At 63.9% G+C, this 15,436-nt stretch carries 12 protein-coding genes, 2 tRNA genes and 1 pseudogene; 7 read left to right on the forward strand and 8 right to left on the reverse strand.

Annotation, left to right across the window (positions count from 1 at the left end; translation table 11 throughout):
* Positions 1–66 precede the first annotated feature (66 nt).
* From JOF28_RS02820 to JOF28_RS02830, 3 genes are all read left to right on the forward strand, one after another.
* Complete coding sequence (locus tag JOF28_RS02820; RefSeq protein WP_209704372.1) at positions 67–1,413, forward strand: 6-phospho-beta-glucosidase; 1,347 nt, start codon at positions 67–69, stop codon at positions 1,411–1,413.
* A 199-nt stretch (positions 1,414–1,612) separates the two neighbouring features.
* Positions 1,613–1,685, forward strand: a tRNA-Gly gene (locus tag JOF28_RS02825).
* Positions 1,686–1,963: 278 nt separating this feature from the next.
* A tRNA-Gly gene (locus tag JOF28_RS02830) sits at positions 1,964–2,036 on the forward strand.
* Positions 2,037–2,078: 42 nt separating this feature from the next.
* Here the strand turns inward: JOF28_RS02830 and JOF28_RS02835 are convergent.
* From JOF28_RS02835 to JOF28_RS02850, 4 genes are all read right to left on the reverse strand, one after another.
* A complete protein-coding gene (locus tag JOF28_RS02835) occupies positions 2,079–2,294 on the reverse strand; it encodes an Rv0909 family putative TA system antitoxin (protein ID WP_209704373.1) in 216 nt (71 codons plus the stop codon).
* 111 nt (positions 2,295–2,405) lie between these two features.
* Positions 2,406–3,062 (reverse strand): hypothetical protein, encoded by a 657-nt coding sequence (locus JOF28_RS02840; protein ID WP_245189846.1) that lies wholly within the window; start codon positions 3,060–3,062, stop codon positions 2,406–2,408.
* Between the two features lie 6 nt (positions 3,063–3,068).
* Positions 3,069–4,127, reverse strand: coding sequence for a cell division protein ZapE (gene zapE, locus JOF28_RS02845; RefSeq protein WP_209704374.1), 1,059 nt, complete (start codon positions 4,125–4,127; stop codon positions 3,069–3,071).
* 57 nt (positions 4,128–4,184) lie between these two features.
* The gene (locus JOF28_RS02850; RefSeq protein ID WP_245189847.1) at positions 4,185–5,468 is read right to left on the reverse strand and encodes an alpha/beta hydrolase family protein; all 1,284 of its coding nucleotides are present in this window, start codon (positions 5,466–5,468) and stop codon (positions 4,185–4,187) included.
* 115 nt (positions 5,469–5,583) lie between these two features.
* Between JOF28_RS02850 and JOF28_RS02855 the strand changes: the two genes are divergently transcribed.
* The 4 genes from JOF28_RS02855 to JOF28_RS02870 all read left to right on the forward strand — a co-directional run bounded on the left by JOF28_RS02855 (position 5,584) and on the right by JOF28_RS02870 (position 10,845).
* Positions 5,584–6,192: a DUF3000 domain-containing protein gene (locus JOF28_RS02855; protein ID WP_209706728.1), complete on the forward strand. Its 609-nt coding sequence runs from the start codon at positions 5,584–5,586 to the stop codon at positions 6,190–6,192.
* 8 nt (positions 6,193–6,200) lie between these two features.
* Positions 6,201–7,388 carry an HRDC domain-containing protein gene (locus JOF28_RS02860; RefSeq protein WP_209704375.1) on the forward strand — a complete coding sequence of 396 codons (1,188 nt, stop codon included), beginning with the start codon at positions 6,201–6,203 and terminating at the stop codon, positions 7,386–7,388.
* Between the two features lie 112 nt (positions 7,389–7,500).
* The gene (locus tag JOF28_RS02865) at positions 7,501–8,703 is read left to right on the forward strand and encodes a thiolase family protein (RefSeq protein WP_209704376.1); all 1,203 of its coding nucleotides are present in this window, start codon (positions 7,501–7,503) and stop codon (positions 8,701–8,703) included.
* A 6-nt stretch (positions 8,704–8,709) separates the two neighbouring features.
* Complete coding sequence (locus JOF28_RS02870) at positions 8,710–10,845, forward strand: 3-hydroxyacyl-CoA dehydrogenase NAD-binding domain-containing protein (RefSeq protein ID WP_209704377.1); 2,136 nt, start codon at positions 8,710–8,712, stop codon at positions 10,843–10,845.
* Between the two features lie 214 nt (positions 10,846–11,059).
* On the opposite strand, the gene qcrB is transcribed toward JOF28_RS02870, so the two are convergent.
* The 4 genes and pseudogenes from qcrB to ctaE form a co-directional block, all read right to left on the reverse strand.
* Positions 11,060–12,664, reverse strand: coding sequence for a cytochrome bc1 complex cytochrome b subunit (gene qcrB / locus JOF28_RS02875; protein WP_209704378.1), 1,605 nt, complete (start codon positions 12,662–12,664; stop codon positions 11,060–11,062).
* Positions 12,661–13,773 carry a cytochrome bc1 complex Rieske iron-sulfur subunit gene (gene qcrA / locus JOF28_RS02880; RefSeq protein ID WP_209704379.1) on the reverse strand — a complete coding sequence of 371 codons (1,113 nt, stop codon included), beginning with the start codon at positions 13,771–13,773 and terminating at the stop codon, positions 12,661–12,663. Before qcrA ends, qcrB begins: the two co-directional genes overlap by 4 nt.
* Positions 13,774–13,817: 44 nt before the next feature.
* The gene (gene qcrC / locus JOF28_RS02885; protein WP_209704380.1) at positions 13,818–14,627 is read right to left on the reverse strand and encodes a cytochrome bc1 complex diheme cytochrome c subunit; all 810 of its coding nucleotides are present in this window, start codon (positions 14,625–14,627) and stop codon (positions 13,818–13,820) included.
* A gap of 21 nt (positions 14,628–14,648) precedes the next feature.
* Positions 14,649–15,263: pseudogene (ctaE, locus tag JOF28_RS02890) on the reverse strand (aa3-type cytochrome oxidase subunit III).
* Between the last annotated feature and the right edge of the window lie 173 nt (positions 15,264–15,436).

A 15,436-nucleotide genomic window follows, 5' to 3' on the forward strand; every position in this document is an offset into this window, starting at 1 on the left:
CTGGGTCGTTCACCCCCGTTACACTCGGCCTCAGGCACGCTGACTGCAGATATGAGGTCTTCCACTATGAAATTGACCGTCATCGGGGGCGGCGGTTTTCGCATCCCTCAGCTCTATGCCGCGCTCGGGCGCGACGACGCACCACTTCGCATCACTGAACTGCACTTGTACGATGTTGATCGCACCAGGCTCGATACGATTCGTAAAATTCTCGAGTACCTGGCCCCGTCGCTGACGCAGGCGCCCGCGCTGTCGTTTGGCATTGATCTTGATGCGGCCGTGACTGGCGCAGACTTTATTTTCTCGGCGATGCGCATCGGCGGCATCGATGGGCGCATCGCCGATGAACGCACCGCCCTCGAACTGGGGGTGCTGGGGCAAGAGACGGTGGGCCCGGGCGGGCTCGCCTACGCCATGCGCACCCTTCCCGTCGCCACCCGGCTCGCTGAGCGGGTGCGCGCGCTCGCGCCAACGGCCTGGCTCATCAACTTCACCAACCCGGCAGGCCTCGTCACCGAGGCAATGCGGCGCGTGCTCGGTGACCGGGTCATCGGCATCTGCGACACCCCCATCGGGCTGATGCACCGCGCCACCCGCGCGGCCGGCGCTCTCCCCCAAGACGTCGACTTTGACTACGTCGGCCTCAACCACCTGGGGTGGCTGCGCCGGCTAAGCGTGAACGGCGTCGACAAGCTGCCCGAGGTACTCGCTTCAGATACCGCGCTTGAGGGCATTGAAGAGGCACGCCTCCTCGGATTCGACTGGGTGCGCTCGCTGGGTGCCCTGCCCAACGAGTACCTCTATTACTACTACTTCACCCGCGAGGCCACCGCGCGCATCAGCACCGGTGCTGAGACTCGCGGGGAGTTTTTAAAGCGCCAGCAAGAGCGGTTCTACACCGCGGGCGTGGGCGCAGGCCCGGCCGAGACGTTCGAGCTGTGGCAAGACACGCTGCGCGAGCGCGAGTTCAGCTATATGGCTGAGGGACGCGCAGAAGCAGACCGCGATGCCAGGCTCACCGAAGACGTCGAGGATGGTGGCTATCAAAAGGTGGCGCTGCAGCTCATCACGGCGCTCGCGGGTGGCACGCCAGCCGTCATGATCCTCAACGTCGCGAACGCGGGCAATGTCGCTGGCCTGCCCGATGACGCCGTTATTGAGGTGCCCTGCCGGGTTGATGCGTCAGGGGTGCACCCGCAGCAGGTCGCCCCGGTCGCCGGCGACATGCTGGGGTTGATGCGCCAGGTGAAGGCGTCAGAGCAGCTCACGCTCGAGGCGACACTCACCCGTAACAGTGAGCTCGCCTGGCGCGGCCTCGCCGTGCACCCGCTGGTCGATTCAGTGGCGGTCGCCCGCAAACTGCTCGATGGCTACCGCGAGCGGATCCCGGGGGTCGCCGCCGCGTTCGACTGATTATCGGGGTCTAAACAGCAGGACACACCCGAGTATCGAGCGCCATGCGGCGTGCATGAGGGCGCCCAATTCTAGGCGGTGATTAGCGTGTCGGGGCGACTGGGCAGTCGGCCGAGTGCACCCCGGTTCGCCTGTGCCCACGCAGCAGCATATACTTGATCAGGTCGCCACAAACGGAAACGTGAGTGGTTTTGACAGTGCGGATGTGGCGCAGCTGGTAGCGCACAACCTTGCCAAGGTTGGGGTCGCGAGTTCGAATCTCGTCATCCGCTCAGTAGTCAACAGGTCGCGGTCTCCATCGGAGCCGCGACCTTTTGCGTTTCTGCCGGCATCTCCCGGGCCCCCACTGCGGCCACAGCCCGCCGCCTCAGCGAGGCACACCCGAGCGACATAAACGTCACGGCAACACATATCGCCCCCAAAGTCAATGGTGGTAACGAATTTCAGGCATTTTCATGCCCGGCGTTCGTCAACTGGTCATTGATCACCTTGAGTGCGATATATGCTTTATCAGGTCGCCGCGAAACGGAAACGTGAGTGGGTCTGACATGCGGATGTGGCGCAGCTGGTAGCGCACAACCTTGCCAAGGTTGGGGTCGCGAGTTCGAATCTCGTCATCCGCTCTAGAAATTGAATTCAGGCGAAATTCGAGAAGCGCACTATTGCTACTCGTTGCCGATCTGGCCGTCGACGTTCTTACGAACGTCTTCCACCTGATCAGCGAACTTGCCGCCGGTCACCTTGTTGGCTAGGCCCGCAGCGCCGTCGAGCAGCTTATCGCTGATGCCCTCGGCCTGTTTGCTCTTGATGGCCTCGTTGATCTTGTCAGAGTTCTGCTTGACGAAGTTGCCAGCCTGCTTACCCAAGTTTTCTAGCCCCATGTGCCCACTCCATTCGGTTATCAAATTCGCGACTCTTCACGCGCACCACCAGTATGGCGCGCAACGGAGCGACACGCGAGCTTTTTTACTGCTTGTTGCGGGTGCGTGTCGTTAGCGCTGGCCGCGCAGAGGCTGCGCGCGCGCGAGCTGCGCCACGGCGCGCGAGAAGGGTGCAGCGTCAAGCACGTGGCCTTCTCGCCGCATACCGTCGTTGGTGATCCGCAGCACGCGTTCGGGCGACAGAAAGCTCTCGCGTCCCTGCGCATCCCAGGCGCCCGAACCGATCGAGATGAAGCCTCGGTGCTCCTTCGTGCTGAGGTAGCAGCCCGCGGTCGCTCCGTTGCCGATGCGCGCGATAATCAAGACCGGGCGGTCTTTGCCGCGGCCGTCATTCTCGGCGTACGGCACCCAGGTCCACACAATCTCGCCGGGATCCGGATCCCCATCGGGATTGGGGTCATACGAGGGGGTGAGCTGCGCAATTTCTGCCGCAGTGAGCTCGCGGGTGGCGCCCGGGCCGTACTGGCCCGGGCTCTCTACGCCGTCACGGCTGCCCGTGTTAGTTGAATTGTTGCGCGACTGCGACGTCGACTGCGGCGCCTGCGCTCGCCCGTTGCCGGGCTGGGCGCGCAGGCGAGGCTGCGGGCCTCCCCCGCGCCGCGAGCGAGCCGAGGGCGTATCGCCCTGGTTGCTGCGGGTACCTTTTCCTGACTTCTTGTTGCCGCTGAGCAGCAGGTCAAGCAGAAACGAAAGGATTTGCCCGAGCATGCTCAGTTACGCGATCTCGCTCGAGCTGAGCGCGTTCAACCGCGACATGCAGCGCTGGTACTTCTTGCGGTAACCGCCGTCGATCATGCCACCACCAAAGATGGAGGTCAGTGAGACGCCCGTCGCCCGAATGGGAATCTGTGCGTCGTAGACACGGTCAATGAACGCCACGAACCGCAGCGCTGCCGACTGATCGGTGAGTTCGTAGACGTCGCGCAGGCCGATGCACTGCACGCCGCCCAGCAGGCCAGAGTAGCTCGACGGGTGCACGGTCGCGAGGTGCTCGATGAGGTCGCCGAAGCTGTCATCGCTCATGCGCTCACCCGACGCGTTCACATCAGCGAGCGCAAAGCGGTAGGCGTCATCTGAGAGCGCCACAGCGTCGCCCGTGATATCGCGCTGGCGGTAGTCGGTGCCGTCGATTCTGATCGTTGTGAAGCGGTCAGACATTGCCTGAATTTCACGCAAGAAGTCGGCGGCCGCGAAGCGTCCCTCGCCCAGGGCGTTCGGGGGCGTGTTTGAGGTCGCCACGATGCGGGTGCCGCTCGATGTGAGCTCGCCGATGAGGCGGGTCATGAGCATCGTGTCACCCGGATCATCGAGTTCGAACTCGTCGATGCAGATGAGGCGCGCACCGGTGAGCACCTTCACGGCGCCCGCATATCCGAGGGCGCCAACCAGTGCGGTGTACTCGATAAACGTGCCGAAGTACTTGCGCCCGGTGGTGGCGTGCCAGGTGGCCGCCAACAGGTGAGTTTTACCCACACCGAATCCACCGTCAAGGTAGATGCCCGGCTTCACGGGAGCCTGAGGCCCCGCGTCAGCGCTCTTCTTACGGCCAAAGCCAAAGAAGCCGCCGCGGCCCACGGGAGCGGGAGGCGCGGTAAACGCCTGCAGCGCATCACGGGCTTCGGCCTGCGAGGGGTACGCGTCATCGGGTCGGTACGACTCGAAAGAGGCATGGACAAACTGGGGCGGGGGCACGAGAGTCGCCACTAGCTCCGGGCCCGAGATGGTCGGGCGTCGGTCGACTAGGCGGGCTGACGTGGGCTGCTGTTCGGACATCGGAGCAAGTCTAGCGCTCACGGCGGTGCGGGCGCGCCGCAACCACCCTTCAACGGGTTACCCGCGCCAGGCCGGCCGGGGCAGCACGCGCACAAACTCCTCGGTGACGCGCTCCCAGCTTTCAGCATCAACGTTCCACAGCTTGACGTGCTCCCCCTGGTCCACGAGCCGCAGGTGCACCAGATTGGGGCACAGCTTGGCGAGTTCTTCGGCGCCAGCAGCGGGCACGAAGGTGTCGCCGGTGCTGGCGTGGATGAGGGTGGGCACCTGCAGCTCACGCGCAAAGGCCGCTGGGGTCACCGCGGTGAAGTCGATGCCGTCACCTGCGGTGTCGGCGGCCACGACGCCGCGCTCGAGCAGCGCGATGCCGAGCTTCGCGAGGCCCCCGGGTGCGCGGTGCAGGCGGGCTTGGTGTTCGAGCAGCCGGGGCCAGTCGATCGCCGGTGACTCGAGCATCAGGCCGTCAATCATGTCGCGGTGTGCGCCGCGGGTGGCCGCCACGAGGCAAGCCGTCGCCCCCATCGACCAACCGACGAGGGTGACGCGCGAGGCGCCCTGCTCAAGGGCATACTGAATCGCCGCGTCAACATCAGCCGCTTCGGTGACCCCAAAGCCGTATCGGCCGTCATCGCCCGCGGGCGCTCCCGGATCATTGCGATAGCTCATCACCAGGTTCGTGATGCCGGCGCGGGCGAGCGGAGCCACACCGCGCAGGGTCTCTGCGGGCAGTGCACCGCGCCCGTGTACGTGAATGGCCCAGCGGCCGCCGCGCCCCGGGCGGGCACGCTTCGCGGGTCGCAGCACCCAGGCGGGGGCGACGCCACCGGTCAGCGGCAGTTCAATCTCGTGCACATCACGCACGTCATCGCTCTCGTCAGCGAGAGCGGCCGCGCTCGGGTACCACCAGCCCGTAATGCGGCACCGCAACCCTTCGATCAGGTCGCCTTCGTCGACGGTCACCACGGTGCGCGCCACGAGGCCGCCGGCACGGGTGATGATCTCGCCCACACGGGCGTGCCCGCGTTCCCAGATCAAGCTGTAACGCCCGGGCAGATCGGCTTCTGCGCCGCGCAGCCACACCACGCTCTGGCCGGCGGCACGTTCGATACGCACCACCTCAATGGGCGTGTCGCGGCGCACGGCCGGGGTTGCTGCGGCACGCGCAAACGCGGCGCTGCCAGCGATCGCAGCACCGGCCACGGCGACGCCGCCGGCAACTACCCCAGCCCCCACCATCGCGCACCAAAATGCGACCCGCTGGGTGACCGGCCGTTGCGTGGCGGCGGGCGATCGCACCCATCGCCTGCTACCGGCTCGTTTCACTGCCATCCCCTCACTCATCGCGGGCCTCCTCAATCTGCGTCAAAGCTTTCACACATCGTCGCACGCGAGCTTCGACGTTCACCGGCGTGGCGAGGCTGTGTTCCTCACAGTAAACTCTAGTGTTCCGAGTGTGATGGCAAGGATCGCGGGCGAACCCGCCGTGTTCGCTGGTGCTGCGGCGCAGGTTCGCGGGGCGCACTTGCGCAGCGAACTGGTGACGCGCGAAATCGCCCCTCCCGAGCGCATTGCGCCGCACTCCGTGGCAATCGCCGCCGCGATTGCGCGCGACCCGCATCACAGCCACCCCGCCGAAGCACTTGAGTCGCCGTATGGCTCGGGCCGGTTTCTACTGCTGCATGATCCGGCATCGCTGCTTGAATGGGGCGCCCCGTTTCGGGTCGTGTGTTTCGCCCAGGCCCCGCTCGAACAAGAGATCGGTGTCGACCCGTTTATCTCTGACGTTGCGTGGTCTTGGCTCGTCGATGCCCTCGACTCGCACGGAGCAGAGTATCGTTATCTATCGGGGACGGCGACCAAGACCCTCTCGAGCGGCTTCGGCTCGCTCGCCGGGCAAGGGGACGCCGCACAGATCGAACTGCGCGCCTCGTGGACGCCGGTCGGCACAGACTATGCGGCCCACGCTGAGGCCTGGTCCGAGCTCCTGTGCCTACTGGGAGGCCTCCCCCACCATGAAGGTATCGATTCGATTGCCGCGCACCGCGCGCGGATGCGGGAGAAATAACACAGCCAATGGTTGCGCAATCTGAACTTCAGACCGACTGGGCGTTTGTCGCCGACGACGACGCAGTGGCGGCCGCCGCCGCGACTTTGGCCGCGGGCCACGGCCCCGTGGGCGTCGATGCCGAGCGAGCATCGGGCTACCGGTACGGCGGCGACGCCTACCTGGTGCAGATGTATCGCCGCGACGCGGGTACCTTCTTGTTTGACCCCACCAAGATTTCGAGCTTCGCGCCGCTGGCGACCGCGCTCGCGGGTGAAGAGTGGATTTTTCACGCCGCCACCCAAGACATTCCCTGCCTCGACGAGATCGGGTTGCGCCCGCCCCGCCTGTTCGACACCGAGCTGGCCGCGCGACTGCTCGGCTTCGAACGCGTGGGCCTGGGGTCCGTGACCGAGCAGCTGCTCGACATCACGCTCGAGAAGGCATACTCGGCCGCCGATTGGTCGACGCGCCCGCTGCCCGAGGCCTGGCTTGAATACGCCGCGCTTGACGTGGTGTTGCTGCCCGATCTGCGCGATCTTGTACAGCTGGAGCTTGAGCGTCAGGGCAAAACGGAGATTGCCGCGCAGGAGTTTCAGGCTGTGCTCGAGCAGCAGCCAAAGCCCGCGCTGCCTGAGCCGTGGCGCAAGCTCTCGGGCACGCAGTCACTGCGCACCCCGCGCGCCCTCGCACTCGCTCGCGAGCTGTGGCTCGCCCGCGAGGCACTGGCGCGCGAGCGCGATATTGCCCCGGGCCGCTTGATTCCGGATCGTTCGATTATCGCCGCTGCCGCCGCGAACCCGCGCTCGCCCGAAGACCTGAGCCGTCTCTCCACCTTCAAGGGGCGCGAGAGTCGCAGTGAGCTGATGCGCTGGTGGAAGGCGATTCTGCGCGCCAAGACCACCACCGATCTGCCCGGCCCCAAGCCCCGCGACCCGGGTGGCATTCCCCACCACCGTAACTGGGCGCTGCGGCACCCCGACGCCGCCGATCGGCTGACCGTCGCGCGCGCCGCCATTGAGGCCGAGGCCGAGCAGCAGGGCATGCCCACCGAGAACCTGCTGAAGCCGAGCCTGCTGCGCACACTTGCGTGGGAAGCCCCCTACGACGGATCAACCGAAACGGTCGAACGCCGTCTCAGGGAGCTCGGCGCACGCGAATGGCAAGTTGGCATTACTGCACCAATACTTGCGGCCTCCTTTGTAGCACCCCTCTAATGACTGTCGCGGTCACCCGCGATATTCTGCGATTCTCCGTTCAGCGTTACCTCAGGTAGGACTCCGTCTCATAGGATGGATTCACTCAGATCACATACCTGATGGAGGCGAAGTGGCCGCAATGAGAGATGTTGTATTCGTAGATGGGGTACGTACCCCATTCGGGCGTGCGGGCGAGAAGGGCATGTACGCCTCGACTCGTTCCGACGACCTTGCAGTGAAGGCACTGCAAGGTTTGCTCGAGCGCAACCCCGGGCTTGATCCGGCGCGCATAGACGACGTAGGTATTGCAGCAACGACCCAGCAGGGCGACCAGGGGCTCACCCTGGGGCGCACGGTATCGATGCTCGCGGGCATCCCCAACACGGTGCCGGGCTTCGCGCTCGACCGCATGTGCGCGGGCGCGCTCACCGTCGCCTCGTTCATGGGCGCCGCGATTGGCTCGGGTCAGTACGACGTGGCGATCGCCGGCGGCGTTGAGCACATGGGACGCCACCCGCTCGGGCTCGATGCCGACCCGAACCCTCGCTTCGTTGCCGAGAAGCTGGTGAGCCCCGAGGCCCTCAACATGGGCCTCACTGCCGAGCGCCTGCATGACCGGTTCCCGCAGCTCACCAAGGAGCGCGCGGATCGTTTTGGCATGCTCAGCCAGCAGAAGGTTCAGGCCGCGTATGACCGCGGCGACATTCAGCACGACCTCGTGCCGGTGGCGCTGCGTTCGCCCCAGGGTTGGGGCCTCGCGACCGAAGATGAGGGCCGTCGCCCCACCACCACCATGGAGGGGCTCGCAAGCCTGAAGACTCCGTTCCGCCCGCACGGTCGCGTGACCGCGGGCACCTCTTCTCCCCTCACCGATGGCGCGACGATGTCGCTGCTCGCCGGCGCCGACACCGCGAAGGAGATGGGGCTGTCTGCAAAGATGCGCCTCGTCGGCTTCGCGTTCGCGGGCGTCGCCCCCGAGGTGATGGGCCTGGGCCCCGTGCCCTCCACCGAGAAGGCGCTCAAGCGCGCCGGGCTCACGATCGACGACATTGGGCTCTTTGAGCTCAATGAGGCGTTCGCGGTGCAGGTGCTCTCGTTCACCGATCACTTCGGCATCGCCGATGATGATCCCCGCGTCAACCCCTGGGGCGGTGCCATCGCTCTGGGCCACCCGCTCGCAGCAACCGGTGTGCGTCTCATGATTCAGCTCGCACGCCAGTTCGCTGAGCGCCCCGACGTGCGTTACGGCGTCACCGCGATGTGCGTCGGCCTCGGTCAGGGCGGCACGGCCATCTGGGAAAACCCTCACTTCGACGGCAAGAAGAGGAAGTAAGACGCCATGACTGACTACAGCAAAATCGATTTCTCGCCGCTGATCGCGGCCTCGGCCGATGAGGTCATCACCGAGTCGTTCGTGCGCGATGTTGCGCTGCCCTCTGGTGGCACCCTCGCCCTCATCACGATCGACAATGGGCGCGATCACACGCGCCCGTCGACGCTCGGCCCGCGCACGCTCGAGGCTCTCTCGACCGTACTCGATGCACTCACCCAGCGCGCCGCCGCCGGCGAGATTACCGCGGTGGCCATTACCGGCAAGCCGTTCATCTTTGCCGCTGGCGCAGATCTCTCGAAGGTGTCGACGCTCGCCACCCCCGAGAACGCTCGGTTGATGGCACAGTACGGGCACTTTGTACTCGGCAAGTTCAAGACGGTCGGCGTGCCCTCGTTCGCCTTCGTCAACGGGCTTGCGCTGGGCGGCGCCATGGAAATTGCGCTGCACTGCGACTACCGCACCCTTGATTCTTCGGCCGCGGCACTCGCCTTCCCCGAGGTCTTCCTCGGCATCATTCCGGGCTGGGGTGGCGCGACTCTCGTGCCCAACCTCATTGGCATCGAGAACGCTCTCGAAGTGGTCGTTTCAAACCCGCTGAAGAACAACCGTATGCTGAAGCCCGCACAGGCGCTTGAGCTGGGGCTCTTCGACAAGATGTTTGGCGCGGCAAGCTTCATCGAGCAGTCGGTGGCTTGGTCCGATCAGGTTGTTTCGGGTGGCCTCAAGGTCAACCGACCCAACGTGCCGGGCAAGCTCGAACGCCTGACCAAGTGGCCGGCCGCCATCAAGATCGCTCGCGATACGTTGAAGGCACGCATCGGCACCGCCGCCATCGCTCCCTACGTTGCGCTCGACCTGCTGTCGGCAGCGAAAGACGGCGACATTGAGCGCGGTTTCGAACGCGAAGACGATGCACTCGCCGCCCTCATCTCGGGTGACCAGTTCGCGGCGTCAATCTACGCCTTCGATCTCGTGCAGAAGCGCGCCAAGCGGCCAGCCGGTGCTCCCGACAAGGCGCTTGCGAAGCCCGTGAAGAAGGTCGGCGTCATCGGCGCTGGCCTGATGGCGAGCCAGTTTGCGCTGCTGTTCGCACGCAAGCTGCGCGTGCCCGTGCTTATTACCGACCTTGATCAGTCGCGCGTGGATAAGGGCATCTCGTACATTCGCGGTGAGATCGACAAGCTCGAGCAGAAGGGTCGCCTCTCCCCCGACGACGCCAACCAGGTGCGCGCGCTCATTCACGGCACGACCGATAAAACCGAATACGCAGACTGCGATTGGGTGATCGAGGCCGTCTTTGAGGAGCTTGGCGTCAAGCAGCAGGTATTCGCAGAGATCGAACCGATCATCTCTGAGACCGCGATCCTTGCCACCAACACCTCTTCACTGTCGGTGCATGAGATTGGCGCGAACCTCGCTCACCCCGAGCGCCTCGTCGGCTTCCACTTCTTCAACCCGGTGGCGGTGATGCCGCTGATTGAAGTGGTGAAGACGCCCGACACTGACGACGCGACCCTGTCGACCGCGATGCAGACTGCCCGCAAGCTCGGTAAGAGCGCCGTCATCACGGCCGACCGCCCGGGCTTTGTGGTCAACCGCCTGCTCGCAAAGGTGATGGGTGAAGCGGCACGTGCGCTCGATGAGGGCACACCGATGCCCGTTGTTGAGCGCGCGCTCGCTCCCATCGGTCTGCCGATGGGTCCGTTCGAGCTGATCGACCTCGTGGGTTGGAAGGTCGCGGCGCACGTGCAGGACACCATGGTGCACGCATTCCCCGAGCGGTTCTACGCATCGGAGAATCTGCACAAGCTGGCCGAGATTGAATCGCCCCTCTCCAAGACCAAGATGGGCAAGGTCGAGGATCTCTCGAAGGCCGCGAAGAAGGCCCTCACGTTGGGCAAGGTCGCCGTCACCGAGACCGAAATTCTCACTCGCGTGGAGAACGAGCTCGCCGGCGAGATCAAGCTGATGCTTGATGAGGGCGTTGTTGCAGCCGCAGAAGATATCGATCTGTGCCTGATCTTTGGCGCTGGCTGGCCCTTCCAGGCCGGTGGCACCACGCCTTACCTCGACCGTGTGGGTGCGAGCGAGCGTGTCTTTGGCGGCACGTTCCACGACCCGCGCATCGCTGGCCACAACTAACCAGCGTTACGGGTCGTCCCCCGTACACACGTCAGCCCGGCACCTCGCATGAGGTGCCGGGCTGACGTGTTTCTGCCGCTCAACAGCAGCTCAATGTGATGACCTGCCGTCGGGTCTGCCCTGCCACAGGCAGGAAGCCCGACGCGACAAGCCCGGGCAAAGCGAAAGGCCCCACAAGACCGAAGTCTTGTGGGGCCTTTCGCAGCGGGAGACCTTAGTGGTCGCCCTGCTCGATTTCACCCTTGGTGGGAGGAACAATGCGATCCTCGAAGAACCAGCGGCTGAAACCTGCGCGCAGACGCTGACCGAATGAGATTCGGCCGTTGTCATCGGGGCGCAGCATGAGCGGTGCGTAGTCGTGGTAGCTCACGAGCTCCCACTGCTCGTACGACTCGAGAGGCTTGTGTACCTCAACGAACTCGCCACCGGGCAGCTGAACGATGCGGCCCGACTCGTAGCCGTGCAGCGCAATCGCGCGGTCCTTCTTCTGCAGACCGAGGCAGATGCGCTTCGCGAGGAAGTACGCAATGATCGGGCCGAGGAAGAGCAGGGCCTGGAGCGCGTGGATGACGCCCTCCATGGACAGCTGGAAGTGCGTTGCCATGATGTCGGAGCTTGCGCCGGCCCACATCACTGCGTAGAACGTGACACCAGCTGCACCGATTGCGGTGCGGGTGGGGGCGTTACGCGGGCGGTCGAGCAGGTGGTGCTCACGCTTGTCGCCGGTGACCCACGCTTCAATGAAGGGGTAGATCATGACGATGACGATGAAGATACCGATGATGATCAGCGGCAGCAGCATGTTCCAAGACCAGGTGTAGCCGAACCACTCGGTCTCAAGCCCCGGCGGTACGAGGCGCAGCATGCCATCGGCAAAACCGATGTACCAGTCAGGCTGCGTACCTGCCGACACCGGTGAGGGGTCGTAGGGGCCGTATGCCCAAATGGCGTTAATTCCGAAGATCGACGCGATGAGCACGATCACACCGAAGACGATGAAGAAGAAGCCGCCAGCCTTCGCCGCGTACACGGGAAGAACGGGGAAGCCTACAACGTTCTGCTGCGTCTTACCGGGGCCGGGGTACTGCGTGTGCTTGTGGATGACCACAAACGCGAGGTGCAGCGCCACGAACAGAATCACGAGTGCGGGAAGCAACATGATGTGCAGCATGTAGAGGCGGCCGACAATGTCGGTGCCCGGGAACTCGCCACCGAAGAACAGGAACGAGAAGAACGTGCCGACAACCGGGATTGCCTTGACGATGCCGTCAATAATGCGCAGACCGTTACCCGACAGCACGTCATCGGGAAGTGAGTAGCCAGTGAAGCCCTCTGCCATTGCGAGGATGAACAGTACGAAACCGATCACCCAGTTGAGCTCACGGGGCTTGCGGAACGCACCCGTGAAGAAGATGCGCAGCATGTGCAGGCCGATCGAGGCCACGAACAGCAGTGCAGCCCAGTGGTGTACCTGACGCATCAGCAGACCGCCGCGCACCGAGAAGGAGATATCGAGCGTCGACGCCATAGCGGCCGACATCTCAATGCCCTTCATCGGAACGTAGGGGCCGGTGTAGACGGTCTCAACCATTGACGCCTGGAAGAACAGGGTCAGGAAGGTACCCGAGAGCAGGATGACGATGAAGCTGTACAGCGCCACCTCTCCCAGCAGGAATGACCAGTGGTCAGGAAAGACCTTGCGGCCAAATTCCTTGACGACGCCACCAATCTTGGTGCGATCGTCGATATACGTAGCCGCGGCTGAAGTGAAACGGCTTGAGCCGTTCTTAGCCGGGGTCTCAGTTACGGTGCTGCTCACTTGAGGCGCTCCCAGTAGCTCGGGCCGACAGGTTCATGGAAATCGCTCTGAGCGACGAGGTAGCCCTCTTCGTCGACCGTGATGGGCAGCTGAGGCAGCGGCCGCTTCGCGGGTCCAAAGATCACCTTCGCGTGCTCAGAAACATCGAACTGCGACTGGTGGCAGGGGCAAAGAAGGTGGTGCGTGTGCTGCTCGTAGAGAGCAACGGGGCAACCCACGTGCGTGCAGACCTTCGAGTACGCGACGATGCCGTCATACGACCAGCTCTCGCGCTCAGGAAGCTCGTTCAGCTCAGACTGATCCAGACGCATCAGCAGCACGATGGCCTTAGCCTTCGCGTCGAGGAAGTTCTCGCTGCCGCCACGCTCTTCAGCGTTGAGGTGCTCAAAGTCGTGGTGGTTCAGCGTCTCGGGGATGACGTGGAACGCCGACCCGATCGTGACTTCACTTGCCTTGATGGGCACACCGGAGGGGTCGCGCGCCAGGCGCATACCCTTGGTCCACATCGTGTGCTTTGCCAGCTCTACGGGATCCTGATCCTGGGGGGCAAGACCACGCAGCAGCGTGATGCCAGGGAGCGGGAACGCGATGAGCGCACCGAGGAGGCTGTTACGCACGAGCGAGCGACGTGAGAAGCCCGACTCTTCGTTCGAGACGGTGAAGACGTCGGCCGCGGCCTGCATCGTTTCTTCATCGCTCGGCACCGGGTGACGCATATCGATGGACTCGTGATCCGCCATCAGTGCCTTGCCCCAGTGGACCGCACCGATACCCACGGCGAGCAGCGCAAGCGCCATGCCGAGGCCCACGAAGAGCGTGTGGAGCCGGATCGCCATCATCTCGCCCGTTTCAATGGGGAAGAACATGTAGGCGAGTACGGCGCCGAGGCTGCCCGCGATCGAGATGTAGAAGAGCGAGTAGACGACGCGCTCTTGGCGCTTCGCCTTCTGCGGATCGAGATCCGTTACGCGCTTGCGGTGCGGGGGAAGGCCCGGATTCTGCACGGCGTCTGATGAAATAACGGCGGTACCCGCCGATGCCACATCAACGTCGTGGCTCTGGGCGGCGACAACGGCGTCGCCGCCGCTGTTCTTCGCTTCCTCTGCCATGTTGCTCCTTGACTCCTGACTCATGAATTCTTAGCGCGCTGTCGTTAGTTCGACTTCGCGGTCACCCAGACGGTGAGACCGACGACTGCACCCAGGCCGATGACCCAGATGAACAGACCCTCGGCAACCGGGCCAATTGACCCGAGTGACATGCCGCCAACGGCGGGCTGGTTCTCGATGTACTTGAGGTACGAAATAATGTCGGCCTTGTTCTGCGGCGAGATGTTCGCATCGCTGAACACCGGCATGTTCTGCGGGCCGGTGACCATTGCCTCGTAGATGTGCGTGGGAGCAACACCGGTCAGAGCAGGTGCGAACTTGCCCTCGGTGAGTGCGCCGCCAACTGCAGCAACGTTGTGGCACATGGCGCAGTTGATCCGGAACAGATCGCCGCCATTTGCAATGCCCTCGTCGGAGCTATCAGCCTGCACGAACTGCGAATCAGGCAGCGAGGGGCCGGGGCCCAGCGAAGCCACGTACGCGGCCATCTGCAGGGTCTGCTCCTCGGTAAACTGCTGCGGCTTCACCATGCCCTGGGGGCCCTGGAAGGCGAGCGGCATACGGCCGGTGCCCACCTGGAAGTTCACCGACGCAGCGCCGGCGCCGATCAGCGACGGGCCGTCAGGGGTGCCCTCTGAGCCCATGCCGTGGCACGTAGCGCAGTTTGCACCGAAGAGCTTTTCTCCGGCCTCAATAGTCGCGGGCGACTCGAGGTCGATCTCAGCGGTTGCCGAGGTCTGGCTGAAGCCGGTGTATGCGGCGCCCGTTACAAGCAGGCCAACTCCGACGAGTGCTGCGGTTGCGAGCGGGTGCCGGCGACCTGACTTGCGAAGGTTCTTCTTAGCGCGAGCCATGATGGCGATAACTCCTGACCCCTACTTGAGGACGTAAATGATGATGAACAGGATGATCCACACAATGTCGACGAAGTGCCAGTAGTAGGACACGACGACAGCAGTGGTCTATTCCTTCTGCGTGAAGTTCTTAGCCGCGTAGAGGCGACCAATCACCAGCAGGAAGGCCACGAGGCCCAGCGACACGTGAATGCCGTGGAAGCCCGTGGTCATGTAGAAGGCAGAACCGTACGGGTCACTTGCGAGTGTGATGCCTTCAGAAACGAAGGTTGCATACTCGAAAGACTGACCGGCGACGAAGACAGCTCCCATGAAGAACGTGAGGTAGAACCATTCGACGGTTCCCCAGTTCTTCGGGCCGCGGCCGATAGCACGTGGCTGGTGACGCTCTGCCGCGAACACGCCCGCCTGGGCAGTGAACGAGGAAGCAACCAGGATCAACGTGTTGATCAGTGCGAACGTGAAGTTGTGCTTAGCGGTCTGCTCAGCCCACAGCTCGGGATTCATGGCACGCAGCGTGAAGTAGATCGCGAAGAGCCCCGCGAAGAACATGACCTCGCTGCCGAGCCACACGATCGTGCCGACGGCGACGAGATTCGGTCGCTTCACCGTTGGCACGGCTGACTTGGTATTCATAGTGGTCGTAGTCACCCCTCCATTATGGCTGAAAGTTTCGTGTGCGTTTTCACTTGAAGCGGGCGCGCCGAACTTTCTGCGAGTTTCCTCACAAGCCTATCGGCAAACACCCTCGTAACTGTATTCGTGTGGCGGGTGTCGTTTCGGATGCCGCGAAGAAACTTCGAAGATCG

Source organism: Leucobacter exalbidus, from assembly GCF_017834145.1.
Taxonomy (GTDB): domain Bacteria; phylum Actinomycetota; class Actinomycetes; order Actinomycetales; family Microbacteriaceae; genus Leucobacter; species Leucobacter exalbidus.